The sequence below is a fragment of the Streptomyces sp. NBC_00414 genome, from assembly GCF_036038375.1.
Lineage (GTDB): Bacteria > Actinomycetota > Actinomycetes > Streptomycetales > Streptomycetaceae > Streptomyces.
Genome location: NZ_CP107935.1, coordinates 1,797,570 through 1,823,061, shown reverse-complemented (window position 1 = coordinate 1,823,061; position 25,492 = coordinate 1,797,570). Strand labels below are relative to the sequence as shown.

Genomic DNA, 25,492 nt, shown 5'->3' with positions numbered 1-25,492 from the left:
GCGACGGCTCACCGGCCGTCCCCCGCACGCGAAGAGCACCGAAGGAGTCGAACCCCACGATGGAGCAGCCCGCACGACGGCCCGGCGCCCGCCTCACCGGCCGTACGGCCGATCGCTTCACGGGCCGTACGGCCGTGGTCACCGGAGCGGCCTCCGGCATCGGAGCCGCCACGGCCGAACGCCTCGCCGAGGAGGGCGCCGCCGTCGTGCTCGCCGACCTCGCCGAGGACCGGGGCGAGACCGTCGCCGAGCGCATCACGAAGGCCGGCGGCCGCGCCCGGTTCGTACGGGCCGATGTCGCCGCGGAGGACGACTGGACCCGGATCGTCGCCGCCGCCCACCACTTCGGGCCCGTGGACGTCCTCGTCAGCAACGCCTACACCGTCGAGGTGGCCCCGGCCCACGAGATGTCCCTCGACTCGTGGCAGCGGCAGCTCGCCGTCAACACCACCGGCAGCTTCCTCGGCTTCAAGGCCCTCCTGCCCGACCTGCGGAGACGCCGGGGAGCCGTGGTGCTGACCTCGTCCGTCCACGCGAACCGCGGCATCCCCGGCCACCCCGCCTACGCCGCCTCCAAGGGAGCCCTGCTGTCCCTGTGCTCCCAGCTCGCCGTCGAGTACGGGCCCGAGGTGCGCGTCAACGCCGTCGTGCCCGGCCCCATCCTGACCGCCGCCTGGGACAGGGTCGCGCCCGGGGACCGGGAGCGCAGCATCGCCGAGACGGCGGCGCGCCGCTTCGGCACACCGGAGGAGGTGGCCGCGGCCATCGCCTTCCTCGGCGCCGACGAAGCCTCCTACATCACCGGGACGAGCCTGGTCGTGGACGGCGGCTGGAGCGTCGTCAAGGCCTCCGCATGACCGGTTGACCACGCTCACCTCCCGGTAGAGCCCACCTCCCAGAAGAGCCCGCCTCCCAGCAGAAAGCCCAGCAGAAAGGCTGTACGAGATGACGCCCTATGCCCGCCGCGGCGTGCACGGCCAGACCGTGGAAGTCCTCGCCCGCCGCATCCTGGGCGGCGAGATCCCCGAGGGGGCCACGCTGGACCTGGTGGCGCTGCAGAGCGAGCTGGACGTGAGCCTCACCGCTCTGCGTGAGTCCCTCAAGGTGCTGGCCGCCAAGGGGATGGTCGACGCCCGCCAGAAGCGCGGCACGTTCGTCCGCACCCGGGCCGAGTGGAACCTCCTCGACGTCGACGTACTGCGCTGGCAGTTCGAGGGCGGCCGCACCTCCGAGGCCGACGAGGCGCTGCTGCAGAACCTCGCCGAGGTGCGCGCCATCATCGAACCGGCCGCCGTGCGGCTGGCCGCCGACCGGCGCACCGATGCCGACCTGGCCGCCCTCGACGGCGCCCTGGACGCGATGGGGGAGAGCGCCAGTGACGCCGCCCACGCCGTGGAGGCCGACCTCGCCTTCCACCGGGCCCTGCTGGCCGCCACCCACAACGAACTCCTCGAACGCATGGAGATGGTGATCGAGTCGGGCCTGGCCCATCGCGACCGCATCGTGCACAGCTCCCCGCACAGCGAGGACCCGGTCCCGGCGCACCGAGCCGTCCTGGACGCCGTACGCGACCGGGACCCACGGGCCGCCGAGACCGCGATGCGCGCCCTGCTCGACCAGGCCGGCCGCGATCTGGACCGCCTCGGCGACGCCGACGACCCCCATGCGCCCGACGAGACGGAAGGCTCCCGCTCTCAGTGAAGATCACCCGTATCGAAACCTTCCTGGTTCCGCCCCGCTGGCTGTTCTGCCGGATCGAGACCGACGAAGGCGTCATCGGCTGGGGCGAACCGGTTGTCGAGGGGCGTGCCGAGATCGTCCGCGCCGCCGTCGACGTGCTGGCCGAATACCTCGTCGGCCAGGACCCGTTGCGCATCCAGGACCACTGGCAGGTGTTGTCCAAGGGCGGCTTCTACCGCGGCGGTCCGGTCCTCTCCAGCGCCGTCGCCGGCCTCGACCAGGCCCTGTGGGACATCGCGGGCAAGACGTACGGCGCCCCGGTGCACGCCCTGCTGGGCGGTCCGGTGCGCGACCGCGTCCGGGTCTACGCCTGGGTCGGCGGCGACGAACCCGCCCAACTGACCGAGCAGATAGCCGCCCAGGTCGAGGCGGGCTTCACCGCGGTGAAGATGAACGCGGCCGGAGCCACCTCACCGATCCCCACTCCCGCCGAGACCGCCGCGATCGTGAGCCGGGTGGCGGCCGCCCGCGAGGCGCTCGGCCCGGACCGCGATGTCGCCGTCGACTTCCACGGCCGCCTCACCGCCGCCGGCGCCCGCCGCGTCCTGGCCGAACTCGCGCCCCTGCACCCGCTGTTCGTCGAGGAACCCGTCCTGCCCGAGCACGGCCACCTGCTCGCCGGACTCGTCGAGGCGAGTCCGATCCCGCTCGCCACCGGTGAACGCCTGTACGGACGGGCCGACTTCCTGCCCGCGCTCACCGCGGGCATCGCTGTCGCCCAGCCCGACCTGTCCCACGCCGGCGGCATCTCCGAGGTGCACCGCATCGCCTCGCTCGCCGACACCTACGGCGCCCAGCTCGCCCCGCACTGCCCGCTCGGCCCGATCGCCCTGGCGGCCAGCCTCCAAGTCGCCTTCGCCACACCGAACTTCCTCATCCAGGAGCAGAGCCGCGGTATCCACTACAACAAGGACGCCGACCTGCTGTCGTACGTGGCCGACCCCGAGCCGTTCCGGTTCGTCGACGGGCATGCCTCCCGCGGCGACGCCCCCGGACTCGGGATCACCGTCGACGAGGCCGCGGTACGGGCCGCCGACCGGTCCGGGCACGCCTGGCGCAACCCGGTGTGGCGGCACGCCGACGGCTCCTTCGCGGAGTGGTGAGCATGCCGCTGGAGATCGTCACCGACCCTGCCCTCGGCGGCCGTTGGACCTCCCTGCGCACGGCTGCCGGCCGGGAGTGGCTGTGGCACCGCGAGGCTCCCGAGCGGGAGAGCGTGTCGCCCGGCGACCCCTTCGTGGACGCGGGCGGACTGGAGGAGTGCGTCCCCACGGTCCGCGGCACCCCCGACCACGGGGACGCCTGGGCACGGCCCTGGACACGGGAGGCGGACCGGGGAGGGGACCTGGACAGGGGCCCGGGTTCGGACCCGGCCGGAGACCGGTACGCCGTCCACTGCGACCGGTTCACGCTGAGCCGCACGATCCGTGGCACCAGGGAGGGCGCGGAGGCCGACTACGTGCTGACGGCCGACGCGGGCTTCCGCTTCGTGTGGGCCGCCCATGCCCTGCTCGACCTCTCCGACCGGGCGAGCCTCCACATCGGCGAAGGTGCGCGCACCCGCCTCTTCCCCGAAGCGGCACCGCTGTTGGAGCGGGCGTGGCCTAAGGGCGCCCCGTGGGTGGAGGGGAACTGGCCCGCTCCTTGCGGGCTGCGCCTGGACCGGTTCGGCCCGGACGACGGCACCGCGGTCGGAGCCGTCGTGGACGCCGCCGGGTGCTGCGTCCACGACGACACGGACCGGCTGTCGCTGGCCCTGGAGGCCGAGGGGCAGCCGATGTCCGTCGCCCTGTGGCGCAACCTCGCGGGTTTCCCCGCCGGGGGCCCGTACCGCAGCACGGGCGTCGAGCCCATGCTCGGCCGCGTCTTCGACCTCGCCGAGGCGGGTGCCGGTGATGTTGCCCGGGTACCCGCGTCCGGCGAGGTGCGGTGGCGGCTGACGCTGACCGAGAACTGCCGTTGCACCTGAAACAACGCGTGAACGCAGAACGCGTGAACCAACCTGTGCCACAAGGAGTTTGCATGGATCTTCTGGATCTTCGAGCGGCCCTGACCGCCCACCGCCTGGTCGCGATCGTGCGCGGCGACGACCCGGAAGCCGCCGTACGCACCGTGCTGGCCCTGGCCGAAGAGGGCGTCGAGCTGATCGAGGTGTCCCTCAGCGGCAAGGACGCCCTGACGGTCATCGAGCGGGCCCGCGAAGCGCTCGGCCCCGACCGGCCACTCGGCGCGGGGACGGTCCTGACCGCCGACGACGCGCGCGACGCCCGCCGGGCCGGCGCGGACTTCGCCGTCACCCCCGCGCTCGGGGACGGCGTGACCGCGGCGCGCGAGCTCGGACTGCCGGTCCTGGCCGGGGTGATGACCCCGACCGAGATCGTGGCCGCGCGTGGTCTCGGCGTGGCCGCACTCAAGATCTTCCCCGCTGCCCAGGCGGGCGGCCCCGCCTACCTCAAGGCCCTGCGCGGCCCGTTCCCGCACGAGCTGTTCGTGCCGGTGGGCGGTGTCGACGGGGCCGCCGCCCGCGCGTATCTGGCGGCCGGGGCGACCGCCGTCGGCGTCGGGTCACCGCTGGTCGGGGACGCGGCCGACGGCGGCAGCCTGACCGCGCTGCGGGACCGTGCGCGGGCGTTCCTCACCGTGGCGAACGACATCGCCGTCGCGCAGGAAGGTACGCCGTGACCGACGCCGCAGCGAAGGCCGAAGGCGCCGGGCCCATCGGAGGCCCCGAACCGGCCGAAGGCGCCGCGCCCACCGAGTTCCAGTCGGTCGAAGCGGAAGCCCTCCGCCCCGACCGGCTGGAACTCGGCGAAGGCATCCGCTGGACGGACCAGGGCCTCGTGCTCGTGGACATCCTCGCGGGCCGCCTGCTCACCGCCGGGGACGATCCCACCGAGCCGCTGCGACAGCTGGCCCAACTGCCGGTTCCGCTGGGCGCGGTGGCCCCCGTGGCCGACGCCCCCGGCACCTGGATCGCCGCCGCCGGAACCGGTTTCTGCCTGCTCGCCCCCGACGGCTCGACACGCTCGCTGGCACAGCCCGAGGCGGACGCCGTACGGCCCGTGCGGATGAACGACGGCACCGCCGATCCTTTCGGCCGCTTCTGGGCGGGCAGCATGGCCTACGACGCCGACGACGGAGCCGGCTCCCTCTACCGCGTCGACCACGACGGCACGGTGGCCCGCGTCCTCGACGGCATCACGGTGCCCAACGGGCCCGCCTTCACGGCCGACGGCCGCACCATGTACCTGGCCGACAGCGCCCGGGGAGTCGTCCGGCGCTACCCCGTCGACCCGGTCACCGCCGAACTCGGAACCCCGGAGGTGTACGTCACCGTCGACGACGGCAGCCCCGACGGGATGGCCGTGGACGCCGAGGGCGCGGTGTGGGTGGCGGTGTGGGGCACCGGCACCGTACGCCGGTATCTGCCGGACGGCCGCCTCGACCGGACGGTGCGCCTGCCCGCGCGGCAGCCCGCCGGAGTGTGCCTGGGGGAGGACGTACTGCACATCACCACCGCCCGGGTGGGCCTCGCCGAGCCCGGCCCGTACGACGGCGCCGTGTTCACCGCGCGGGTCGACGTACCGGGCAGGCGGGCGGACGTGTACCGGCACCGCACGGATGCCTCTGCCCCCGACCCGGCCCGACCGGCCCGACGGGAGGCGTCGTGAAGAGCGCGTCCGTACCCCGCGCTGTCTGGCGGCCCCGCGAGGGAGCGGTGGTCTGCATCGGCGAGACCATGGCCGCGTTGGCCCCCGCCCCGTCCGAGTCCCTGGAGACCGCCGAGGACCTGCGGGTGTCGGTGGCCGGGGCCGAGTCGAACGTGGCGATGTACCTGGCCGACCTGGGCGTCCCCGTCTCCTGGCTCTCGGCGCTGGGCGACGACGCGTTGGGGCGGCGGGTGCTCGCCGCGGTCGGCGCGCCCGGCGTCGATGTCGGCGGAGTGCGCCACGACCCGGAACGGCCCACGGGCCTGCTCGTGAAGGAGCCCACCGGCTCGGGCACCAGTGTCCACTACTACCGGGGCGACTCGGCGGCCTCGGCCCTGGGCCCCGACGTACTGAAGGACGACAGACTCACGACCGCCTCCGTCGTCCATCTCACGGGCGTGACCGCGGCCCTCTCCCCGTCCTGCCGGAGCCTGGTCGTGGAGGCGCTCGCCGTACCGCAGGCCGAGCGTCCCCACGCCGTGAGCTTCGACGTCAACCACCGCCCCGCGCTGTGGCCGCCCGGAACGGCCGCCCCCGTGCTGCGCGACCTCGCCGACCGTGCCGACATCACCTTCGTCGGACTGGACGAGGCACAGGACCTCTGGGGCGCCGGCCTCGAACTCGCCGACGTACGCCGGCTGTTGCCGCACCCGCGCCTCCTCGTCGTCAAGGACGGTGGCCGGACAGCCACCGTCTTCGGCGGCGAAGACTCCTGGACCGTGCCCGCTCTGCGCACGGACGTGGTGGAGCCCGTCGGCGCGGGAGACGCCTTCGCCGCCGGATTCCTGACCGGACTGCTGCGGGGCGTCGACATGGAGCGCGCGCTGAGGCTCGGGCACATCACGGCCGGGTCGGCACTCCAAGTGACGGGCGATCACGGCCCGTTGCCCGACAGTGCCCGGATCGAACGGCTCCTCGGCCTCCCCGCGCACGAATGGGCCGCCGTGAACCGCGAGTGACGAACCGGTCGCACTGCGGTGGTCAAGTAGCGGAGGTCACCTTCGGGTACGACGAAGGTCACATTTACATATCGGACACTTCGCACTTCAATCTTCACGCGAGACACACAAGTTGGCTAAGTTGACGGACAGACCGTACGACTCCCACCGGTGAACCTCGCCGGGTCGCGCGGTCTCCGCCGAATCCGACAGGCCCTCACGGCGGTCGGAGCCGGAGGTCCAGTCGACTTTCAGGGTGAATCGGCCCAACTGTCCAGCGGACAGGGGTCGTAGGGCATGCCTTCCGGAACCGTCCGCCCGGACCCGAAAGACGACCCGGCAGGCGGTGCACGGAAGGAGTCGTCTCCCATCGCGCCGGAACGAACGCAGCGCCCCGGAGGCACCGGCCTCCCCGGCATGTCCCGCTCCGCCCTCGTGAAGGCGGCCCCCTCTTCCGTGGACCAGTTCTCCTCCGCAGGCATTCCCGCCCAGCGGGGCGACGAGCCCAGCCGCGAGGAAGTCCAGCAGCGGATCAGCAATCTCTACGACCGCGTCGAGAACGCCAGCGGAAACTTCAACGCCACCCGTGCGATGACCACGGCGTCGCGCGACACGGTCAAGCCGACTTCCAGGGAGAGGGACAGGGGCGGCCGAGGCGCAGGCGCCGATGCCGCCGCCCCGCTGCCGGACGTCGCGAAGCAGTGGTTCGACGTGGGGCGTTCGCAGCTGGGTCCCGTATTTCAGGCGGTGCTGCCGCCCGACCGGATGCCGGACCGCGGCTCGGCCGGGTCCCGGCCCGCCGCCGATGCGGGCGGCCGTCCGGGCGGCGGTGGCCGTGAGAGCCGTGCGGCTTCCGACAGGCCCGTCCTGGAACTGACCGCCGGTCCGAGCGCCGGTCCCGGTGCCGGAGGTGCCGCCGGACCCGTCGCGGAGCTGACCGCGGGGCCCGGGCCGGAGTTGACCGCGGGACCCGTCGCCGCGCTGCCGGCCGTACCTGCACAGCGCCAGGCGGCCGACAAGGCCTCGCCCGGACCGTCCGGCGGGCCGTCGCAGGCGACGCTGAAGTCCTCGAAGCAGCGCAACCAGCGAAAGCTCGGGCAGGCCCGTGACCTGCTCGCCGGGCATGCCGCCCGGCGGAGCGCACCCGCACCCGTCGCGGAGTCGCGGCCCTTCCGCCCGATCGAGGGCGCCTGGGGTCCCGCCGCCCAGGAACAGAGTTACCGCGCGGCCGGCACCGGAGCGGACGCGTGGCAGCAACCGGCCATCGGTACGGACATGCGCGCGGGTACGGACATGTACGCCGGTGCGCCCATGTACCCCGGCATGCCCGGCACGGGAGCGGGTGTCGCCGCCGACCAGAGCATCGGCAACGGCATGTACCTCGCAGTCGACCAGTACGTCGGCCCCCAGTACACCGGTGTCCAGCAGTCCGACACGAGCATGTACGTCGACGCGAGCACGCCCATCGCCACGGGGGTCGCCCTCGACATGCAGGCTGCGACCAGTCCCGGGTACGGCGTGCCCGCCCCCGACCCCGCCTACGCCGCGCCGGCTTACGCCACACCCGCCTACGCGGCGCCCGACCCCGGGTACGGCGGGCAGGGCGCCAGGGCCGTCGAGTTCGCACGCGCCCAGATCGGCAAGCCGTGCGTATGGGGCGCGATGGGTCCGGGTTCGTACGACCCCTCCAGTCTCACGCAGGCCGCCTGGAAGGCCGCCGGGGTCGCGCTCCCGCGTAGCGTCCAGGACCAGGCGACCGCCGGCACGATGGTGTCCGTCGCGGACATCCGGCCCGGCGACCTGGTTCTCTTCAGCGGGCAGGTCGCACACGTGGGCATCTGCACCGGCAACAACATGATGATCCACGCACCGAGCCCGGGCGTGGCCATCCGCGAGGAGTCGATCTACTGGGCCGGCGAGTCGGCGATCCACAGCGTGATACGCCCCGCCTGAGGGGCGTCGGCGGTCAGCGGGACCGTGGCGCCGATGCCGATGCCGATGCCGATGCCGATGCCGATGCCGATGCGGATGCCGGTGTCGGCTCCGTGAGCGCCTTGGTGAAACAGACGCTGAACGGGTTGCGGTCGTACGGGGCGTACGGCCGCACCTCCTGCCAGCCCTCCCGCGTGTAGAGCGCCCGTGCCTCCGGCTGGAGCGCGCCCGTCTGCAGCCACAGCCGCTCGACGCCGAGGCTCAGCGCGGTCGACTCCACCGCCGAAAGAGCCGCTCGCGCCAGGCCCCGGCCACGGTGGTCGGGGTGCACGAACACCCGCTTCACCTCGTGCCGGTCGGGCAGCCTGCGCAGTGAGGCGGTGGCCACCGGCACGTCGTCGGCGTAGGCGACCCAGGTGACGACGATCTCCTCGGCCGCGGGCTGCGGCGCACGCACCCGCCGGTGCTCGACGGGCGCGTAGCGCGGGGCCAGTTCGGCGGACATCTGCTCCCGCAGCCGGGCCGGAGCCGGGGCGTCCCACTCCTCGGACACCCAGCGGACCGCCGGTGCCCGCCGGACGGCACAATCCTCGTCCCTGGCTTCCCTGGCTTCCCTGGCTTCCAGGGTTTCCGTGGCTTCTTCCCTGATCATGCGGACATGCTCACACCGGCGGGCGAGGCGTGTCGTCGGCTGCGGCCTCCTGTTCGCAGAACGGAAACACCGTGTTCGCAACGGTGGCCGGGCAGGGCTCTAACGCCCCGTCCGCCCACTGCCGAGGAAGGCCGGGTGCCGGCCGAGACGCCGGACGTACCGATCCAGGTGGGGGTACGCGGACCGGGCGCCGCCATCCGTGCCGAGGTGGGTGAGCGCGACCCAGAGGTCGACGTCCGCGGCGGTGATCGCGTCACCCAACGCGTGGGTGTTCACAGACAGTTGGTGATCGAGCAGGGTCAGGGTCGCCGCCCTGGCATGGGGCGGGGCGGTCGGAGTGACGTCCCGGTCGAGGAGTTCACGCAGGGCGTCGATCTCGGCGGCCAGGGCCGGTGGCCGCAGCGCGGGCGGACAGGGCCCTTCGCCGTCCCGGAGGTCGGCGAGTTCCGCGAGGTCGGCGAGGTCGCGCAGGATGTCGGGCGTGTGGTTGCTGACGACGCGTCCGCTCCACCGGTCGCACAGCGCGGGCGCGGTGAGCGGGCCGTCGTAGTGGTGCCAGGTCGCCTCGTAGGCCCGGCGCAGCGCGGCGAAGGCGTCGGGTGTCTCGGCGGGGCGGGTCAGGACCGTGGTGGCCGTGGAGTTCTCAAGTCCCAGCAGGGCGAGGGTGATCGAGACGCGCAGCGAACGCTGACAGCCTTCGGACAGATACAGCTGATAGCGGTGCGCCGCCGGGTAGAAGCCGCCGGCGAGGCCGACGCCTATGCGGCCGCGGAAGCGGTGCGGGCGTGCGGTCGCGCTCGGTGCGGCCCCACTACAGGCGGGTGTGTCGGTGACCGGCGTACGTGCGGCCGTCGCGAAGGTACCTGTGCTCGCACCGCGGGAAACTGTCTCGGGCATGGCTCTCCAGAGGGAATCGCGGAAGCCCTGGCCGCCTTGTGGGCACCAGTGGCGAAACGGAGTGACTGCGCTGTGTCGTGCAGGTCCAACAGGCCCGGATCCAACGGACCGGCGGTGGACTAGTAAGCGCTGGAGACGCGCAACAGATCGATGTGCAGTCGCCTCGTCAAGCCGTTCCTGGGCAATTCCCACCCGTCCCGGTCCTGGCCCGCACGAGGCGGGACCACGCTTGTCCCGCCGCACCGGCGGAACCCGGTCGTCACCCGGGGCACCCCGTCGCGGTGGAAGGGTTGCCTGCCAGCGGGCCGGGGCCGATGACCGCACGGACGGGAAGGACTCCGTCCGACGGGCGCTGACAATCGTGACCGTCCCCGCAAGTGTCGGTGCGCTGAGTGAGGTCGTCAAGAAGGCGAGACGACGTCTCAGTACGTGGGCAGCCGGACCGGTCAGTACGTGGGCAGCCGGACCGCGGGCCGAGCCGTCCCCGGACTTCCGAGATCAATTACCGTCTGCCGGAAGAAAAGGAACAGCCGTACTGTTGTGTGCGTCGACGAGCAGACGGCGCCCGATCACGGGACCGCGAACGAGGCCGGCCGGACGCGGGTCCGCCGAGCCGCAGGGACGGAGGTGACGCACGTGCGACCACGCCCCGTGCCCCGCCTCCACGTTCCCGAGATCGCCCCGAGGCGCCGCGTCCGCCTTTACACCCGGCCGCACATCGACCTCCTGCGCATCGCCGGCGCGCTCTGTCGTCCCTGACCCGTACGTCTCGCGGCTCTGCCCTCGTCCGGTGAGGGCCGGCTCTCCCCTACGGTCGATCAGGAAGGCACGTCCCGTGTCCTCAGCACCCTCTGCCCTGCCCTCACCAACTCCCCACAGCGCCGCCCTGCACCTCGCCGTGGCGCTCGACGGCGCGGGCTGGCACCCCGCCGCCTGGCGCGAACCGGTTGCCCGCCCCCGTGACCTGCTCACCGCCGGCTACTGGACGGACCTCGTCACCGAGGCCGAACGCGGCCTGCTCGACTTCGTGACCATCGAGGACGCCCTCGGCCTCCAGTCCTCGCACTTCACCGAACCCGACGGACGGACCGACCAGGTCCGCGGCCGTCTCGACGCCGTCCTCATCGCCGCCCGCGTCGCACCGCTGACCAGCCACATAGGTCTGCTGCCGACCGTGGTGGCCACCCACACGGAGCCCTTCCACATTTCGAAGGCCATCGCCACGCTCGACTATGTGAGCACCGGCCGCGCGGGCGTCCGGGTGCAGGTGTCGGCCCGCCGGAACGAGGCCGCGCACTTCGGCCGCCGTACGCTCCCCTCGTTCCGTATCGAGGACCTGGGCAGCCCCGAGGTGCGGGAGCTGACGGTCGACCTCTTCGACGAGGCGGCCGACCACGTCGAAGCGGTACGGCGGCTGTGGGACAGTTGGGAGGACGGCGCGGAGATCCGGGACGTCGCCACCGGCCGGTTCGTGGACCGGGACAAGCTGCACTACATCGACTTCGAGGGCAAGCACTTCAGCGTCAAGGGACCCTCGATCACCCCCAGGCCCCCGCAGGGCCAGCCGCTGGTCGGTGCGCTCGCCCACGAGACCGTGACCGGCGCGCCGTTCCGGCTCCTCGGCCGCTCCGCCGACCTCGGGTTCGTCACCCCGCACGACATCGGGCAGGCCCGGACGATCGTGGCCGCGGTGCGCGCCGAACAGGACGCGGCCGGGCGGGCCGGGGAGACCCTGCACCTCTTCGGCGACCTGGTCGTCCTCCTGGACGACGACCCCGCCGAGGCCGCGGCCCGCAAGGAGCGGCTCGACGCCCTCGCGGGGTACCCGTACACGAGCGACGCCCGGATCTTCACCGGCACCCCGGTCGAACTGGCCGACCTGCTCCAGGAGTTGAGCGAGGCCGGGCTCACCGGCTTCCGGCTGCGCCCCGCCGTCGCCGGTCACGACCTCCCCGCGATCACCCGGGGCCTGGTCCCCGAACTCCAGCGCCGGGGCGTCTTCCGGCACGCGTACGAGGCCGACACCCTGCGCGGGCTGCTCGGGCTCGACCGCCCGGCCAACCGCTACGCCGCCCCCGAAGCCGTGGCCGCCGACGCCGTCACCACCGCCTGAGCCGGAAGGACCCACGAACATGAGCGAGCCCCGCAAGCCCGTCAAGCAGATCCACCTCGCGGCCCACTTCCCCGGCGTCAACAACACCACCGTGTGGAGCGACCCCGAAGCCGGCAGCCACATCGAGTTCAGCTCCTTCGCCCATTTCGCGCGCACCGCCGAACGCGCCAAGTTCGACTTCCTGTTCCTCGCCGAAGGCCTGCGCCTGCGCGAACAGGGCGGCCGGATATACGACTTGGACGTCGTCGGCCGGCCCGACACCTTCACCGTCCTGTCCGCGCTCGCCGCCGTCACCGAACGCCTCGGACTGACCGGCACCATCAACTCCACGTTCAACGAGCCCTACGAGGTGGCCCGGCAGTTCGCGAGCCTCGACCACCTCTCCGACGGACGCGCCGCCTGGAACGTCGTCACCTCCTGGGACGCCTTCACCGGCGAGAACTTCCGCCGCGGCGGCTTCCTCCCGAAGGAGGAGCGCTACTCCCGGGCCAAGGAGTTCCTGGCCACCGCGAACGAGCTCTTCGACTCCTGGCGCGGGGACGAGATCGTCGCCGACCAGGAGACCGGCACGTTCCTGCGCGACGCCAAGGCCGGAGCCTTCGTCCACCAGGGGCAGCACTTCGACATCGAGGGGCGGTTCAACGTCCCCCGCTCCCCGCAGGGCCGCCCGGTGATCTTCCAGGCCGGCGACTCCGAGGAGGGCCGCGAGTTCGCCGCGGCCGGCGCCGACGCGATCTTCAGCCGGTACGCCACCCTCAAGGAGGGCCAGGAGTTCTACACGGACGTCAAGGGCCGGCTGGCCCGCCACGGCCGTACCCCCGACCAGCTGCTGATCCTGCCCGCCGCGACCTTCGTCCTGGGCGACACGGACGCCGAGGCCCAGGAACTGGCCCACGAGGTGCGCCGGCAGCAGGTCAGCGGGGCGACCGCGCTCAAGCACCTGGAGTTCGTCTGGAACCGCGACCTGTCCGGGTACGACCCGGACGGGCCGCTGCCCGACATCGACCCCGACCTCGGAGAGCACACCCTCGCCCGCGGCCGGGCCCAGGTGCGGATGTACCGCGACCCGCTGGCCACCGCCCGCGAGTGGCGGGAGCTGGCCGCGGCCAACAAGTGGTCGATCCGCGACCTGGTCATCGAGACGGGCAGCCGGCAGGCCTTCGTCGGCTCCCCGGCGACGGTCGCGGACACGATCAACGAGTTCGTGCAGGCCGACGCCAGCGACGGGTTCATCCTCGTCCCGCACATCACCCCCGGCGGCCTCGACGTCTTCGCCGACACCGTCGTCCCGCTGCTCCAGGAGCGCGGCGTCTTCCGCACGGAGTACGAGGGCACGACCCTGCGCGACCACCTGGGACTGGCCCGGCCCTCCGCCCGGTCCGGTTCCGCCGACTCCGCGCCGCAGGCCGAGCGGGCAGCCGCCTCATGAAATTCCTGGCCATCACCCTGATCGTGCACGCGCCGGACCCGGTGACAGGCGTCCAGAAGTCCACCGCCGCCCGCTTCCGCGAAGTCCTCGACAACGCCCTGCTCGCCGAGGAGCTGGGCTTCGACGGCTTCGGCGTGGGGGAGCGGCACGAGCGCCCTTTCATCTCCTCCTCGCCGCCCGTCGTCCTCAGCCACATCGCCGCACTCACCTCCCGGATCCGCCTGTTCACGGCGGTGACCACCCTCAGCCTCCTCGATCCGGTGCGCGCGTACGAGGACTACGCGACCCTTGACCACCTGTCCGGCGGACGCCTCGAACTGATCATCGGCAAGGGCAACGGGGCCGCCCAGCGCGACCTGTTCCACGTCACCCCTGAGGATCAGTGGGACCGCAACGCCGAGAGCTACGAGGTGTTCCGGCAGCTCTGGCGGCAGGACAAGGTGACGGCGGAGACCCGCTTCCGCCCGGAACTGGTCGACGCGGAGGTATGGCCCAGACCGCTCCAACAGCCCATCCGCGTCTGGCACGGCAGCGCCACGAGCAAGGAGTCCGTGGACCTCGCCGCCCGCTACGGAGACCCGCTCTTCTCGGCGAACGTCACCAACCCCATCGAGCCGTACGCCGAGTTGATCCGGTACTACCGCGAACGCTGGGAGTTCCACGGCCACGACCCGGCCCGTATCGCGGTCGGCGCCGGGACCGCGGGCTACTACGCGGCCCGTACGTCACAGGAGGCGATCAGCGCCTACCGGCCGGTCTTCGAGGGTCAGTTGGCGTTCCAGAAGCGGCTCGGTCTGGAGCCGGTCTTCGCCACCCTGGAGGACTTCGTGGAGCGCAGCTCGGCGCTCATCGGCAGCCCGCAGCAGATCATCGAGAAAGTGCACCGCTACCACGAACGGTTCGGACACACCGTGCTGCATCTGCACGCGGACGCCGGTGGACTGACGGACACCCGGCACCGCGACTCGCTCGCGCTCTTCCAGTCGGCCATCGCCCCGGTGCTGCGCCGCGAGATCCCCGACCCGCCGTTCCCCTGGGGCCCGGTGCAGACCGGACCCACGCCGGTACCCGTCGCCGCCGACCGCTGAGGAGCACCCCCACCCATGTCAGACATCCCTCTCGGCGTCCTGGACCTGGTCCCGGTGTCGTCCGGCTCCACCGCGGCCGACGCGCTGCGCAACTCCATCGACCTGGCCCGGCGGAGCGAACAACTGGGCTACTCGCGCTACTGGTTCGCCGAGCACCACCTGAACCCCGGAGTGGCCGGCACCTCCCCGGCGGTCGTGCTCGCGCTCACCGCGTCCGCGACCTCGACGATCCGGCTCGGCTCCGGAGCCGTACAACTGGGCCACCGCACCGCCCTGTCCACGGTCGAGGAGTTCGGACTGATCGACGCGCTCCATCCCGGGCGCCTCGACCTGGGCCTCGGCCGCTCCGGCGGCCGACCGCCCGGCGGACCCGCCGAACCCCTGCCGGACGCGACGCCGGTCGTGGACGGCCGCGCCCCGAACGGCCTGCTGATCCCGCCGAAGTTCTCCTTCGCGCACCTGCTCGGCTCGCCCCGCGTCGCGCTCCAGCTGAGACTGCTCAAGCAGCCGAACGCCGAGTCGCAGGAGTACGGCGAGCAGATCGACGACATCCTCGCGCTGCTGGCCGGCACCTACCGGTCGCCGGACGGCGTCGAGGCCCATGTGGTCCCGGGTGAGGGCGCCGACGTCCAGGTGTGGATCCTGGGCAGCAGCGGTGGTGAGAGCGCCGAGGTCGCGGGCCGGGGCGGCCTGCGGTTCGCGGCGAACTACCACGTCAGTCCGGGGACCGTACTGGAGGCGGTCGAGGCCTACCGGGCCGCGTTCCAGCCCTCCGACGTACTCGACAAGCCGTATGTGAGCGTCTCGGCCGACGTCGTGGTCGCCGAGGACGACGCGCGAGCCCGTGAACTGGCCGCCGGATACGGTCCGTGGGTGCGCAGCATCCGCACGGCGGAGGGCGCGATCCCCTTCCCCACTCCCGACGAGGCCCGCGCCCATGTCTGGACCGACGCGGACCGGGCGCTGGTCCAGGACCGGCTCGACACCCAGTTCGTCGGCTCCCCGAGCCGGGTCGCCGGGCAACTGGAACAACTGCGGGAGGCCACCGGGGCCGACGAGCTGCTGATCACCACCATCACCCACGACCACGCGGACCGGGTCCGCTCGTACGAGCTGCTGGCGGAGGAGTGGCGACAGAGGTGAGAGTGCGCCGGCTCGTTCGCGGCGGGGCTTTCCGCTCCTCCGCGGGCGAGTGGGCGGGGCTCAGCCCAGGCCCACGTAGTCCTGCAGTGCCTGCGAGCGCGACGGGTGGCGCAGCTTCGACATCGTCTTGGACTCGATCTGGCGGATGCGCTCACGGGTGACCCCGTAGACCTGGCCGATCTCCTCCAGGGTCTTCGCCTGGCCGTCCAGGAGCCCGTAGCGGAGGGTGATGATGCCCGCTTCGCGCGGGGTCATATGGGACAGGACGGTCTGGATGGTGTCCCTGAGGAGACGGAACGACACCGCGTCGAAGGGGGAGACACTCTCACTGTCCTCGATCACGTCACCGAGTTCGGTGCCGCCCTCCTCGCCCAGCGGCATATGCAGGGAGACGGGTTCCTTGATGTAGGTGTCGAGTTCCACGATCTTCGATACGGGTAGATCCAGTTTTTCCGCGATCTGCTCCACCGTGGGCTCGACGCCCAGCTCCTGGATCAATTCCCGACGCAGTCGGGCCACTTTGTTGATCGCTTCCACCGCGTGGACCGGAATACGGATGGTGCGGCTCTGATCGGCCAGAGCGCGTGAAATCGCCTGCCGGATCCACCAGGTCGCGTAGGTCGAGAACTTGAATCCCTTGACGTAGTCGAACTTCTCGACGGCCCGGATCAGACCCGTGTTGCCCTCCTGGATCAGGTCCAGGAAGTTGAGCCCGCGCCTCGTGTAGCGCTTGGCTATGGACACGACCAGCCTGAGGTTCGCCTCGGTGAGGTGGGACTTCGCCCGGAGACCGTCCTCGGCGACCGCGGTCAGCTCCTGCCGGAACACCGGGTCCAGAGCGTGTTCCTCGTCGAGCTTCCGCTGCGCGAAGAGGCCGGCCTCGATCCGTCTGGCGAGATCCACCTCCTGCGCGGCGGTGAGCAGGCGGACGCGGCTGATCACCTTGAGGTAGTCGCGGACCTGATCGACGCTGGCGCCGTCGGACGTGAGCACGGGTTCAGGGGCGTCGGACTCGTCGTCCGGAGACAGCGGAAGGGCCTGCTGCTCCTGGGTGTCTGTCTCCATCGCGCTCAGCATCTCTTCCCGGGCCTCAGTCCCCGCGCACACTCAGCAATGTCAACCAGGACCTCTGGGCCCCAGGAAATCCCACATTCTCGTCATTCCACTTTCCGCTCATAAAGGTACACCCGCCCGAGCCGTCGGAGAGGGCACGGAATTATCGCAAAATTCGGGTGAGATGTATCACGTGTTCCGCGTGGTTGCTTTTCGAGGCGTTTCGTGAGTCCGCCTCCGGGTCGGCTGCGCGGATTTTCCGTGTTTCCGGGGCGCCGGGGCCGGGCGGCCGAAAAGTTTCGAATAGCGGTGCCCGGGTGCCGGAGGCGTTGACCCGGCGGCAACCGGTTCCTAGGTTGAGCGCGCCTCAGCGCCCGGCACGCCCAGCGTGCCCAGGACCTCGGAGGGACCCCCATGACCGCGGCCCGCATCCGCAACCCCGTGCTGCCCGGATTCCACCCGGACCCGGGCATCGTGCGCGTCTGCGCGGAGTACTTCCTGGTCACCTCCACCTTCGAGTGGTTCCCGGGTGTACCCGTGCACCGTTCGACCGATCTCGTCCACTGGACTCCGGCCGGCCACATCCTGGACCGCCCCGACCTGCTCGACCTGCGCGGAGTCGCCGACTCGGCCGGTGTGTGGGCGCCCTCCCTCTCGTACCACGACGAGCGGTTCTGGCTGGTCCACAGCATCGTGCGGACCGTCGGGCACCCGTACAAGGACGTCGACAATCTCCTGATCACGGCTCCGTCGATCGACGGTCCGTGGTCGGAGCCGGTGTTCCTCAACTCCTCCGGCTTCGATCCGTCCTTCTTCCACGACGAGGACGGCCGCAGTTGGCTGCTCAACCTCCAGTGGGATCCGCGCGACGGACACCCCTCCTTCGCCGGGATCGTCCTGCAGGAGTACGACGCCGGGAAGCGGGCCCTGATCGGCCGGCCGCGCACGATCCTCACGCACGGGGAACTGGTCGAGGGCCCCAACGTGTACCGGCGCGACGGCTGGTATCACCTGATGCTGGCCGAGGGGGGAACCGGCTGGAACCACGGCATCCTCATGGCCCGCTCGCGGGAGTTGGCGGGCCCGTACGAACTCGACCCCCGGGGCTCGTTGTTGACCACCCGGGACGCCCCCGGCTGGCCGCTGCAGAAGGCCGGTCACGGTGAGCTGGTCGAGACCCCGGAGGGGGAGTGGTACCTCGCGCACCTGGCCTCCCGGCCCGTGGCCACACCGGACGGGCCGCGCTGTGTCCTCGGCCGGGAGACCTGCCTGCAGCGCGTGACGTGGACGGACGACGCCTGGCTGCGCCTGGCCGACGGCGGACGACTGCCGAGCCTGGAGGTCGCGGCGCCCATGGGAGCGGAACCCGGTCCTGGGCCTGGTCCTGGTCCCGTGCCCGTGCCGGTCCTCCGTGACGACTTCGACTCCGTCTCCCTGGGCGGGCATTGGAGCACGCTCCGCAGGGCCCCCGCCCCCGACTGGCTGTCCCTGGGTGAACGTCCGGGGCATCTGCGGCTGCGTGGGCGCCAGAGTCCGCACTCACGGTTCGACCAGAGCCTGGTCGCGAGAAGGCTCACCTCCGTGCGGTGCGAGGCGACGACGGTCGTCGACTTCCGGCCCGCGCACTTCGGTCAACTCGCCGGCCTCATCTGCTGGTACGACACCTCGACGCACTACTACCTCCGCCTCACCCACGCCGAGGGCAAGGGCCGCGTGCTCGGGATCGTCCTCACCGACGACGGCGCGTACAGCGAGCTTCCGGAGAGCGAACTCGCCACGGACGACTGGCCGTCGGTCCATCTGCGGGCCCGCTTCGACGAGGCGGAACTGCGCTTCTCCGCGTCGCCCGACGGCATGGACTGGCATCCCGTGGGGCCCGTTCTGGACGCGGGGAAACTATCCGACGACCACGGGTCCCGGCTGCGGTTCACCGGAGCGTTCGTCGGTGTCTGTGCGCAGGATCTGGGCGGGACCCGGACTCCGGCGGACTTCGACTGGTTCGAGCTGCGGGAACTCGACGGCCGGGAGTGAAACCGGTTTCCCCGGTAGTTTCGAAAGTCGGCGCAAGCCCTTGACGTGGTTTCCGCGGAGGAAGAAGCTCTGCCCACTGACCGATGGCAACCGGTTGTCCCTCCCTCCGGCCCAGCCTCCCCCTGTCGGCCCACTCGGACAAGGACCAGCCATGACCGACGTTCAGAGCATCGACGTCCAGAGCATCGATGCCCCTGGCGCCGACGTCCGGAGCGGTGCCGCCCCGAGCATCGGACCGCGGCGGCCGGAGGCCGTCGACCGGCTCGTGGTGCATCCCGTCCCGGACGGGGTGCCGCTCAACACCAGCTTCTCCGTCAAGGCCCGTACACCCGGCGGAGATTGGCGCGCGGTGCCCGTCATGCGGGCCAGGACCAGGACCGTCGACGAGCGGACCGGCGCCGGTGTGGTCAGGAACTCCTCGGTCGCCAACCTCGACTTCACCGGCACGGTGGAGGTCGAGGTCACCTCGTCCAAGGGCGCCATCGGCTCCGCACGGATCCGCCCCCTCTCGTACGGCATCCCGTACGAGGTGGGCGGCGACACCGTCCACCTCAGCCTCACCGAGCCGCGCAACCTCTCCGTCGAGGCCGACGGCGACCTCCACGACAACCTCCACCTGCACGCCAATGCGATCGAGGAGCCGCGGCACGAGGAGAGCGACCCCGACGCCCCCGACGACGCCCCCCACGTCATCCGCTTCGGCCCGGGAATCCACACGGTCCCGGACGAAGTGCTGAAGGTGCCGAGCGACACCACCGTCCATCTCGCCGGCGGGGCGGTGCTGAAGGCCCGCGTGGAGTTCACGCACGTCGAGAACGCCCGGCTGACCGGCCGCGGTACCGTCCTCGGCCCGGACGGCGGCATCCTGGTGGCCTTCTCCCGGAACATCGAGATCGACGGCGTCCTCGTCCTCGACCCGAGGTCCGGCTACGCCTGCACCATCGGGCAGTCCCGGCAGGTCACCGTCCGCAACCTGCACTCCTACAGCTCCGGCCGGTGGGGCGACGGCATCGACGTGTTCAGCAGCGAGGACGTCCTGATCGAGGGCGCCTTCCTGCGCAACAGCGACGACTGCGTCGCGATCTACGGCCACCGCTGGGACTACCGCGGCGACTGCCGCGACATCGTCGTCCGCGACTCCACGCTGTGGGCCGACACCGCCCACCCGGTCAACATCGGCACCCACGGCGACCCGGAGAGACCCGAGGTCATCGAGAACATCGTCCTCAGCGGCATCGACGTCCTCCAGCACCGCGAGCCGCAGATCCCCTACCAGGGGTGCCTCGCCCTGAACGCCGGCGACGGCAACCTGATCCGGGGCGTCCGCATCCAGGACGTCCGCGTGGAGGACTTCGCCCGGGGCCAGCTCATCAACCTGCGGGTCATGGCCAACCGGTACAACACCGCGCCCGGCCGGGGCATCGAGGACGTGTACGTGCGCGACCTGACGTACGACGGCACGCGGGCGGGGACGGCGATCCTGGCGGGTTACGACGCCGACCGGCCCGTCAGGAACGTCACCTTCCAGAATCTGACGGTCAACGGCACGGTCGTCCACGACGCGATGGAGAAGCCGGGCTGGTTCCTGACCACCGACATGGTGCCGATGTTCGCCAACGAGCACGTGCACGGCCTCCGCTTCCTCGACGCGGTGACGGCCGCCGCCACCACGACGCCGGAGATCACCGGCGTGGGAGAGGCGACGGCGACGGCCGGGTACGCCTTCAACCACCTCGTCACGGCGACCGCGCTGCCGACCTCGTTCGGCGCCGAGGGGCTGCCGAGGGGACTGGCCGTCGACAGGGCGACCGGTCTGGTCTCCGGTACCCCGGCGGAGCCCGGCATCCACACGGTCACCGTCTCGGCCACCAACGCCGTGGGCACCGCGACCGGGTCCCTCGAACTCACCGTGCACCACCCCTGAACGGTGTGCCATCCATGAACCGCGCCCCGCCCATGAAGCCCGCGCCGCCCATGACGGGGAACCGGGCCGCACCGGATGCTCTTCGCGACCGTCCCTGCCGAGGCATCCACGCGGATCGCACGTACTACTACACGGTCGCCGTCACCGGCCCGCAGGAGGAGAGCGGCATCTCGGGGCGGGTGGCGGCGACCGCCCGCGGCCTGGCATCTCCGGCACCGGCCCCACGGCATCGGCCCATGACCGGGCCCGGCCCCACCACATCGGCCCCCCCCGGACCGACACGGCCCCCACCAATCGGCCCCACGACCGATACGGGCCCCCGCGACACCGGCCACGCGTCCAGAACCCACCGGAACGCGCCCGCCGACACCGTCCCGAAAGATCGGAGATGCACAGAATGAGCCGCACATCCCCCCACCAGCACCTCCCAGCAGCACAGTTGAGCCGTCGAGGGCTGCTCAGGACCGCCGGAGGTCTCACCACGGCCCTCGCGCTCGGCGCCTCCACCACCGCCGTCACCGGCAGCACGGCGGCGGCCGCCCCGGCGACCTTCACCCACCCGGGCATGCTGCACGCCTACGGCGAACTCAACCGCGCCAAGGTCCGGGTCGCCGCGGGCGACGACCCCTGGCTCTCCGGCTGGAACCGGCTGACCGCCAACTCCCACTCGGCCGCCGGCTGGACACCGCGCCCGACGGCCACGGTTATTCGCGGCGGCACCGGCGAGAACTACGGCACCCTGTACAACGACATCCACGCCGCCTACCAGAACGCCCTGCGCTGGAAGATCGCCGGCACCACCGCGCACGGCGACACGGCACGCGACATCCTCAACGCCTGGTCGGCCACGCTCACCACGGTCACCGGGAACGCCGACCGATTCCTGGCCGCCGGGATCTACGGCTACCAGTTCGCGAACGCCGCCGAACTCATGCGCGGCTACGGCGGGTTCGACCTCGACCGGTTCAGGCGGATGATGCTGAACGTCTTCTATCCGCTCAACAACCAGTTCCTCACCCGGCACAACGACGCCTGCGTCACCAACTACTGGGCCAACTGGGATCTCTGCACCATGAACTCGATCCTGGCCATCGGCATCCTCTGCGACGACGCCGCCAAGTACGACCAGGCCGTCGGCTACTTCAAGAACGGCGCGGGCAACGGCTCCCTCGCCCACGCGGTCCCGTTCCTGTACGACGCGCAGGGCCTCGCCCAGTGGCAGGAGAGCGGGCGGGACCAGGGCCACACCATGATGGGCATGGGGCAGCTGGGCGCCTTCTGCGAGATGGCGTGGTCACAGGGCGACGACCTGTACGGCTACGACAGCAACCGGTTCATGAAGGCCGCCCAGTACGTCGCCAAGTACAACCTCGGGCAGGACGTGCCCTTCACGACGTACACCTGGGGGACGGGCCAGAACTGTGCCCAGCAGTCCCACACGGTGATCTCGTCGGCGAGCCGCGGGCAGGTCAGACCGGTGTGGGACGCCCTGCACCACCACTACGCCCGCCGCCGGGGTCTGTCCGTGCCGTACATCACCGCCATGGCCGAGAGCGTGCGGCCCGAGGGCGGCGGCGGTGACTACGGGGCGAACAGCGGCGGCTTCGACCAACTCGGCTTCGGGACGCTGATGTACGCCAAGTAGGCGCGCAGCAGACGGAGTTCGGCGCCCCGTGTCCGGTCAGGGCGGGGGCGCCACCGAGGCCCGTACCGTCACGTGGGTGCCCAGGAGCAGGTGTTCGTCGGGGGCGTCCGGGGACCGGGTCAGGGCGGTACGGACCGCCAGGCGGCCCAGTTCCTCGTAGGGGACGTGGACCGTGGTGAGCGGCGGGTTCAGGTCGCGGGCGAAGGGGATGTCGTCGTACCCGGCGAGCGAGACGTCCCGGGGGACGGACAGGCCCGCTTCGTGCAGCGCGGTCAGGGCGCCCGACGCGACCATGTCGGTGGACGCCATCACCGCCGTGAAGTCCAGCTTCCGGGCGAGGGCCTGGCGGACGAGTCGGTGCCCCGAGTCCCGGGTGAAGTCGCCGAAGAGGCGCAGCGCCGGGTCCGGGTCGATGCCCCGGGCCCGGTGGGCCGACAGATAGCCCTGTTCACGGCCCTGGGCGGTGGTGTTGGAGGGCTTGCCGCCCAGGAAGAGGACACGGTGGTGGCCCTGGGAGAGCAGATGGGCGCAGAGCGCGAACGCCCCGTTCTCGTTGTCGTACTCGATGACCGTCACCGGCGCGCCCGGGTCCAGGGGCGGCCTGCCGCAGAGCACGAGCCGGGAGCCCGCGGCGGCCAGGGAGTCGGCGATACGGGCCATGCGCGCGCGGTACTCGGCGGTGTCCGCGGTGCCGCCGACCAGGATCACGGCCGCGGCGCGCTGGGCCCGCATCATCTCGATGAACTCCAGCTGCCGGTCCGCGTCGCCGTCGGTGCTGCAGACCAGACAGAGATGGCCGAGCCGGGTCGCCTCGCGCTCCACGCCGTGCGCCATGTGCGCGAAGGACGGTCCGGTGATGTCGTCCAGGACGAAGGCGAGGGTCGGTGTGCCCGCGCCCGCGATGGCCTTGGCGCGGGCGTCGGCCACGTAGTCGAGTTCTCGGACGGCCCGCATCACGCGCGTCCGGGTCGTGCCGCTCACCGGGTAGTCGCCGCCCAGCACGCGCGACACCGTGGACGCCGACACGCCCGCCCGTGCCGCCACGTCCCGGATGGTGCTCCGGCCGCCGTTGTCGCCGGCGGGTTTCCTCGTCATGGCTCGTCTCTCCCCCCGGGAAGTGCGGCAACGCTTTTGGCAACCGGTTCCCCCGCCGGAGGCTAGCAGCGCGGGAGGCGGAGGGGGAGGGGTGGGGAAAACAGGAGCTTCCGGGGCGGTTCAGCCGGTGGTTCAGCCGGCCGTTCAGTCTGCGGGGTCGGCCGACGGGTGCGGTGCCGGGGCCAGGACCCGCAGGGCTTGTGGCACGACGTCCAGCGTGTACCGCGTGGCGTCGCCGGAGCGGACCAGGTCGCCGTCGTACTCGAAGAGCAGCGGGCGGCCGTCGGTGCGTTCCAGGACGATCCGGCGGCCACGGGCGTAGACCACGCCCTCGCGGCCCAGGTGCCGTCCATCGCGGGCCAGTTGGAGCAGCTCGGGGGTGGGCAGGGCGGTGCCCGCGACACAGACGTCGAGGAGGCCGTCGTCCAGGACGGAGCGCGGGCAGGCCATGAAACGGCCGGCCCGGTAGCGGCCGCCGCCCACGTTGGCGCAGACCGTGTCGCCGCGGTGGACCTCGGCCCCGTCCACGGTCACCCGGCCGGGATAGGGCGGGAAGCCGGTGCGGAGGGCGTCGAGCAGTGCCTTCTCGTAGCGGTCGCGGCCCCGTGCCGCACTCTCGCCGGTGGGAGCCCCGGCGGGGGTCTCGGTGGGCATCAGCGTCTGGGCCGCGAGGCCGGTCGAGGCGCCCAGCAACGCGGTGCCGCCGGTCTCCGCCACCCGGATCAGGTCCACCTGCCGTACATAGGGAGTGGTGAGGGCCGTTTCCAGGACCGACTGCCAGGGGCGGTCCGACCAGAGTTCCCGGTAGAGGGAGTTGCCGCTGCCACCGGGCAGGACCAGGAGGGCCGGGTGCTCGGGGGAGTCGGCCAGGCCCGTCATCAGCTCGTGCGCGGTACCGTCGCCGCCCAGCGACACCAGCACGTCGGCGCGGCCGGGTCCGGTGGCCGCCCGGGCGAGTGCGCGGGCGTGGCCGGGGTGCTGCGTCAGGAGCAGGTCGACGGCGGGACCGGCCTCCAGGACCAGCCGCAGGGCGTCGGCGGCGACGTCGGCCGAGTACGATCCGGCGGCCGGATTGGCCACCAGCAGAACGGACTTGGGAACCGGCTGGAGAGCTGGCCCCGAATTCGGCGTGGCAGGCGTGCTCAGCGGCGGTTCAGGACTCATCGGCGGACTCTCCGGCGCGATCGACGGCGATGCGTGTGGCGAGGACTGTGCGGCAAGGACTGTGGCGCGAGAACTGTGCGGAGAGGGCAGGATTCGAACCTGCGCGGGCTTGCACCCGAACCGGCTGACGCCGGAACCCCGTTGGGCCGCTGCGGGCACCTCTCCCGGTCGAAGCATGTGGAACCGCGTGGAACCGTTGCGAGTCCGATGCTGCCGCGGGCTGCTGAGACGCCGCTGACACGGGGCTGAGATCGGCGGTCCGTCCGCGGTCAGGAGGTCGCGGACGCCGGATCCGAGGGGACGGGCGGACCGCCGAGACCGCGATGCGTCAGCTCCCGTACCGCTGTCACGATCGCCTCCGGGTCGATGTCCTCGTCGCGGCTGATCATGTCGTCGAGCAGGCCGTCCGCCGCGTAGAACAGCATCCGGCAGACCAACCGGGGGTCGCAGGCCTCGAACGCCCCCGCGTGCGCGCCGCGTTCGACGAAGTCGCCGACCAGGTCCACCACCCGACGGTTCGAACTCCGGCACAGTTCCAGGGCCTTGGCGTTCGCCGACCCGTAGACGATCCGGTGCAGGGCCGCGTTCTCCACGGCGTGCTCCACGAGCGCGCGCACCAGCCGGTCCAGCGTCGGCCACCAGTCCTCGCTCTCCTCCAGGCGCTCCCGGGTGGCCTGCAGGAACCCGTCGACGTACTCCTCCCACATCGCGCCCAGCAGATGGTCCTTGGAGTCGAAGTACAGATAGAAGGTGCCCTTGGCGACCTCGCCCGCCTCGGCCAGCTCGGCGATCGTCGCCGCCGCGAAACCCTTCTCGCGGAAGACCTTCGCCGCACCCCGCACCAATGCGGCCCTGCGGTCCTCGGGACTCTTGGTGACCCGTTTGCGTCGGGTGGCTGCCGGTGCCATCAGTTCGCCTTTTCTGTAAGGGATTTGACT

At 71.8% G+C, this 25,492-nt stretch carries 23 protein-coding genes, 1 tRNA gene and 1 riboswitch; of the genes, 16 read left to right on the top strand and 8 right to left on the bottom strand.

The window, feature by feature from the left end; genetic code table 11:
• The first annotated feature begins 59 nt into the window (after positions 1 to 59).
• The 8 genes from OHS59_RS07990 to OHS59_RS07955 all read left to right on the top strand — a co-directional run bounded on the left by OHS59_RS07990 (position 60) and on the right by OHS59_RS07955 (position 8,341).
• A complete protein-coding gene (locus OHS59_RS07990; protein WP_328492681.1) occupies positions 60 to 857 on the top strand; it encodes an SDR family NAD(P)-dependent oxidoreductase in 798 nt (265 codons plus the stop codon).
• 88 nt (positions 858 to 945) lie between these two features.
• A complete protein-coding gene (locus OHS59_RS07985; RefSeq protein ID WP_328492680.1) occupies positions 946 to 1,701 on the top strand; it encodes a FadR/GntR family transcriptional regulator in 756 nt (251 codons plus the stop codon).
• Entirely contained in the window at positions 1,698 to 2,843 is a 1,146-nt protein-coding gene (gene dgoD, locus OHS59_RS07980; RefSeq protein WP_328492679.1) for a galactonate dehydratase, read from the top strand. Before OHS59_RS07985 ends, dgoD begins: the two co-directional genes overlap by 4 nt.
• Positions 2,840 to 3,709, top strand: a complete 870-nt coding sequence (locus tag OHS59_RS07975; RefSeq protein ID WP_328492678.1) for a hypothetical protein — start codon at positions 2,840 to 2,842, stop codon at positions 3,707 to 3,709. Before dgoD ends, OHS59_RS07975 begins: the two co-directional genes overlap by 4 nt.
• A 62-nt stretch (positions 3,710 to 3,771) precedes the next feature.
• Positions 3,772 to 4,422, top strand: a complete 651-nt coding sequence (locus tag OHS59_RS07970; protein WP_328499108.1) for a bifunctional 4-hydroxy-2-oxoglutarate aldolase/2-dehydro-3-deoxy-phosphogluconate aldolase — start codon at positions 3,772 to 3,774, stop codon at positions 4,420 to 4,422.
• Positions 4,423 to 4,538: 116 nt separating this feature from the next.
• Entirely contained in the window at positions 4,539 to 5,411 is an 873-nt protein-coding gene (locus OHS59_RS07965) for an SMP-30/gluconolactonase/LRE family protein (RefSeq protein WP_328499107.1), read from the top strand.
• The gene (locus tag OHS59_RS07960) at positions 5,408 to 6,409 is read left to right on the top strand and encodes a sugar kinase (RefSeq protein WP_328492677.1); all 1,002 of its coding nucleotides are present in this window, start codon (positions 5,408 to 5,410) and stop codon (positions 6,407 to 6,409) included. The genes OHS59_RS07965 and OHS59_RS07960 overlap by 4 nt, the downstream gene beginning before the upstream one ends.
• Before the next feature lie 396 nt (positions 6,410 to 6,805).
• Positions 6,806 to 8,341, top strand: coding sequence for a C40 family peptidase (locus OHS59_RS07955; RefSeq protein ID WP_328492676.1), 1,536 nt, complete (start codon positions 6,806 to 6,808; stop codon positions 8,339 to 8,341).
• A gap of 13 nt (positions 8,342 to 8,354) precedes the next feature.
• On the opposite strand, the gene OHS59_RS07950 is transcribed toward OHS59_RS07955, so the two are convergent.
• The 3 genes from OHS59_RS07950 to OHS59_RS44510 form a co-directional block, all read right to left on the bottom strand.
• A complete protein-coding gene (locus OHS59_RS07950) occupies positions 8,355 to 8,972 on the bottom strand; it encodes a GNAT family N-acetyltransferase (RefSeq protein ID WP_328492675.1) in 618 nt (205 codons plus the stop codon).
• 99 nt (positions 8,973 to 9,071) lie between these two features.
• Positions 9,072 to 9,869, bottom strand: coding sequence for a glutathione S-transferase family protein (locus OHS59_RS07945; RefSeq protein WP_328492674.1), 798 nt, complete (start codon positions 9,867 to 9,869; stop codon positions 9,072 to 9,074).
• 119 nt (positions 9,870 to 9,988) lie between these two features.
• Positions 9,989 to 10,096: a putative leader peptide gene (locus tag OHS59_RS44510; RefSeq protein WP_443061398.1), complete on the bottom strand. Its 108-nt coding sequence runs from the start codon at positions 10,094 to 10,096 to the stop codon at positions 9,989 to 9,991.
• Positions 10,090 to 10,236: riboswitch (SAM riboswitch) on the bottom strand. Its footprint overlaps the gene before it by 7 nt.
• A 62-nt stretch (positions 10,237 to 10,298) precedes the next feature.
• On the opposite strand from OHS59_RS44510, the gene OHS59_RS44505 reads away from it, so the two are divergent.
• From OHS59_RS44505 to OHS59_RS07925, 5 genes are all read left to right on the top strand, one after another.
• Positions 10,299 to 10,628, top strand: coding sequence for a putative leader peptide (locus OHS59_RS44505; RefSeq protein WP_443061397.1), 330 nt, complete (start codon positions 10,299 to 10,301; stop codon positions 10,626 to 10,628).
• Positions 10,629 to 10,704: 76 nt separating this feature from the next.
• Positions 10,705 to 11,982 carry an LLM class flavin-dependent oxidoreductase gene (locus OHS59_RS07940; protein ID WP_328492673.1) on the top strand — a complete coding sequence of 426 codons (1,278 nt, stop codon included), beginning with the start codon at positions 10,705 to 10,707 and terminating at the stop codon, positions 11,980 to 11,982.
• Between the two features lie 19 nt (positions 11,983 to 12,001).
• Positions 12,002 to 13,411 carry an NtaA/DmoA family FMN-dependent monooxygenase gene (locus OHS59_RS07935; RefSeq protein WP_328492672.1) on the top strand — a complete coding sequence of 470 codons (1,410 nt, stop codon included), beginning with the start codon at positions 12,002 to 12,004 and terminating at the stop codon, positions 13,409 to 13,411.
• The gene (locus OHS59_RS07930; protein WP_328492671.1) at positions 13,408 to 14,499 is read left to right on the top strand and encodes an LLM class flavin-dependent oxidoreductase; all 1,092 of its coding nucleotides are present in this window, start codon (positions 13,408 to 13,410) and stop codon (positions 14,497 to 14,499) included. The genes OHS59_RS07935 and OHS59_RS07930 overlap by 4 nt, the downstream gene beginning before the upstream one ends.
• Positions 14,500 to 14,514: 15 nt before the next feature.
• Positions 14,515 to 15,642 carry an LLM class flavin-dependent oxidoreductase gene (locus OHS59_RS07925; protein WP_328492670.1) on the top strand — a complete coding sequence of 376 codons (1,128 nt, stop codon included), beginning with the start codon at positions 14,515 to 14,517 and terminating at the stop codon, positions 15,640 to 15,642.
• 60 nt (positions 15,643 to 15,702) lie between these two features.
• Here OHS59_RS07925 and OHS59_RS07920 read toward each other — a convergent pair whose 3' ends face one another.
• Positions 15,703 to 16,707 (bottom strand): RNA polymerase sigma factor, encoded by a 1,005-nt coding sequence (locus OHS59_RS07920; RefSeq protein ID WP_328492669.1) that lies wholly within the window; start codon positions 16,705 to 16,707, stop codon positions 15,703 to 15,705.
• Between the two features lie 402 nt (positions 16,708 to 17,109).
• Here OHS59_RS07920 and OHS59_RS07915 point away from each other — a divergent pair, with 402 nt between their 5' ends.
• From OHS59_RS07915 to OHS59_RS07905, 3 genes are all read left to right on the top strand, one after another.
• On the top strand, positions 17,110 to 18,726 hold the full coding sequence (locus tag OHS59_RS07915) for a glycoside hydrolase family 43 protein (protein ID WP_328492668.1): 1,617 nt from the start codon (positions 17,110 to 17,112) through the stop codon (positions 18,724 to 18,726).
• 151 nt (positions 18,727 to 18,877) lie between these two features.
• Positions 18,878 to 20,650, top strand: coding sequence for a putative Ig domain-containing protein (locus OHS59_RS07910; RefSeq protein ID WP_328492667.1), 1,773 nt, complete (start codon positions 18,878 to 18,880; stop codon positions 20,648 to 20,650).
• Positions 20,651 to 21,047: 397 nt separating this feature from the next.
• The gene (locus tag OHS59_RS07905) at positions 21,048 to 22,295 is read left to right on the top strand and encodes an alginate lyase family protein (RefSeq protein ID WP_328492666.1); all 1,248 of its coding nucleotides are present in this window, start codon (positions 21,048 to 21,050) and stop codon (positions 22,293 to 22,295) included.
• 36 nt (positions 22,296 to 22,331) lie between these two features.
• Here OHS59_RS07905 and OHS59_RS07900 read toward each other — a convergent pair whose 3' ends face one another.
• From OHS59_RS07900 to OHS59_RS07885, 4 genes are all read right to left on the bottom strand, one after another.
• A complete protein-coding gene (locus OHS59_RS07900; protein WP_328492665.1) occupies positions 22,332 to 23,390 on the bottom strand; it encodes a LacI family DNA-binding transcriptional regulator in 1,059 nt (352 codons plus the stop codon).
• Between the two features lie 144 nt (positions 23,391 to 23,534).
• Positions 23,535 to 24,554, bottom strand: a complete 1,020-nt coding sequence (locus OHS59_RS07895) for a diacylglycerol/lipid kinase family protein (protein ID WP_328492664.1) — start codon at positions 24,552 to 24,554, stop codon at positions 23,535 to 23,537.
• A 78-nt stretch (positions 24,555 to 24,632) separates the two neighbouring features.
• A tRNA-OTHER gene (locus OHS59_RS07890) sits at positions 24,633 to 24,719 on the bottom strand.
• Positions 24,720 to 24,823: 104 nt separating this feature from the next.
• Entirely contained in the window at positions 24,824 to 25,462 is a 639-nt protein-coding gene (locus OHS59_RS07885; protein ID WP_328492663.1) for a TetR/AcrR family transcriptional regulator, read from the bottom strand.
• Positions 25,463 to 25,492 lie beyond the last annotated feature (30 nt).

Excerpts from the sequence above, each read along its gene's own strand:
- OHS59_RS07990 (WP_328492681.1), top strand. The coding sequence starts at position 60 with ATGGAGCAGCCCGCACGACGGCCCGGCGCCCGCCTCACCGGCCGTACG.
- OHS59_RS07985 (WP_328492680.1), top strand. The coding sequence starts at position 946 with ATGACGCCCTATGCCCGCCGCGGCGTGCACGGCCAGACCGTGGAAGTC.
- OHS59_RS07955 (WP_328492676.1), top strand. The coding sequence starts at position 6,806 with ATGTCCCGCTCCGCCCTCGTGAAGGCGGCCCCCTCTTCCGTGGACCAG.
- OHS59_RS07950 (WP_328492675.1), bottom strand. The coding sequence starts at position 8,972 with ATGATCAGGGAAGAAGCCACGGAAACCCTGGAAGCCAGGGAAGCCAGG.
- OHS59_RS07945 (WP_328492674.1), bottom strand. The coding sequence starts at position 9,869 with ATGCCCGAGACAGTTTCCCGCGGTGCGAGCACAGGTACCTTCGCGACG.
- OHS59_RS07935 (WP_328492672.1), top strand. The coding sequence starts at position 12,002 with ATGAGCGAGCCCCGCAAGCCCGTCAAGCAGATCCACCTCGCGGCCCAC.
- OHS59_RS07930 (WP_328492671.1), top strand. The coding sequence starts at position 13,408 with ATGAAATTCCTGGCCATCACCCTGATCGTGCACGCGCCGGACCCGGTG.
- OHS59_RS07925 (WP_328492670.1), top strand. The coding sequence starts at position 14,515 with ATGTCAGACATCCCTCTCGGCGTCCTGGACCTGGTCCCGGTGTCGTCC.
- OHS59_RS07920 (WP_328492669.1), bottom strand. The coding sequence starts at position 16,707 with ATGGAGACAGACACCCAGGAGCAGCAGGCCCTTCCGCTGTCTCCGGAC.
- OHS59_RS07915 (WP_328492668.1), top strand. The coding sequence starts at position 17,110 with ATGACCGCGGCCCGCATCCGCAACCCCGTGCTGCCCGGATTCCACCCG.
- OHS59_RS07910 (WP_328492667.1), top strand. The coding sequence starts at position 18,878 with ATGACCGACGTTCAGAGCATCGACGTCCAGAGCATCGATGCCCCTGGC.
- OHS59_RS07905 (WP_328492666.1), top strand. The coding sequence starts at position 21,048 with ATGAGCCGCACATCCCCCCACCAGCACCTCCCAGCAGCACAGTTGAGC.
- OHS59_RS07900 (WP_328492665.1), bottom strand. The coding sequence starts at position 23,390 with ATGACGAGGAAACCCGCCGGCGACAACGGCGGCCGGAGCACCATCCGG.
- OHS59_RS07895 (WP_328492664.1), bottom strand. The coding sequence starts at position 24,554 with ATGAGTCCTGAACCGCCGCTGAGCACGCCTGCCACGCCGAATTCGGGG.
- OHS59_RS07885 (WP_328492663.1), bottom strand. The coding sequence starts at position 25,462 with ATGGCACCGGCAGCCACCCGACGCAAACGGGTCACCAAGAGTCCCGAG.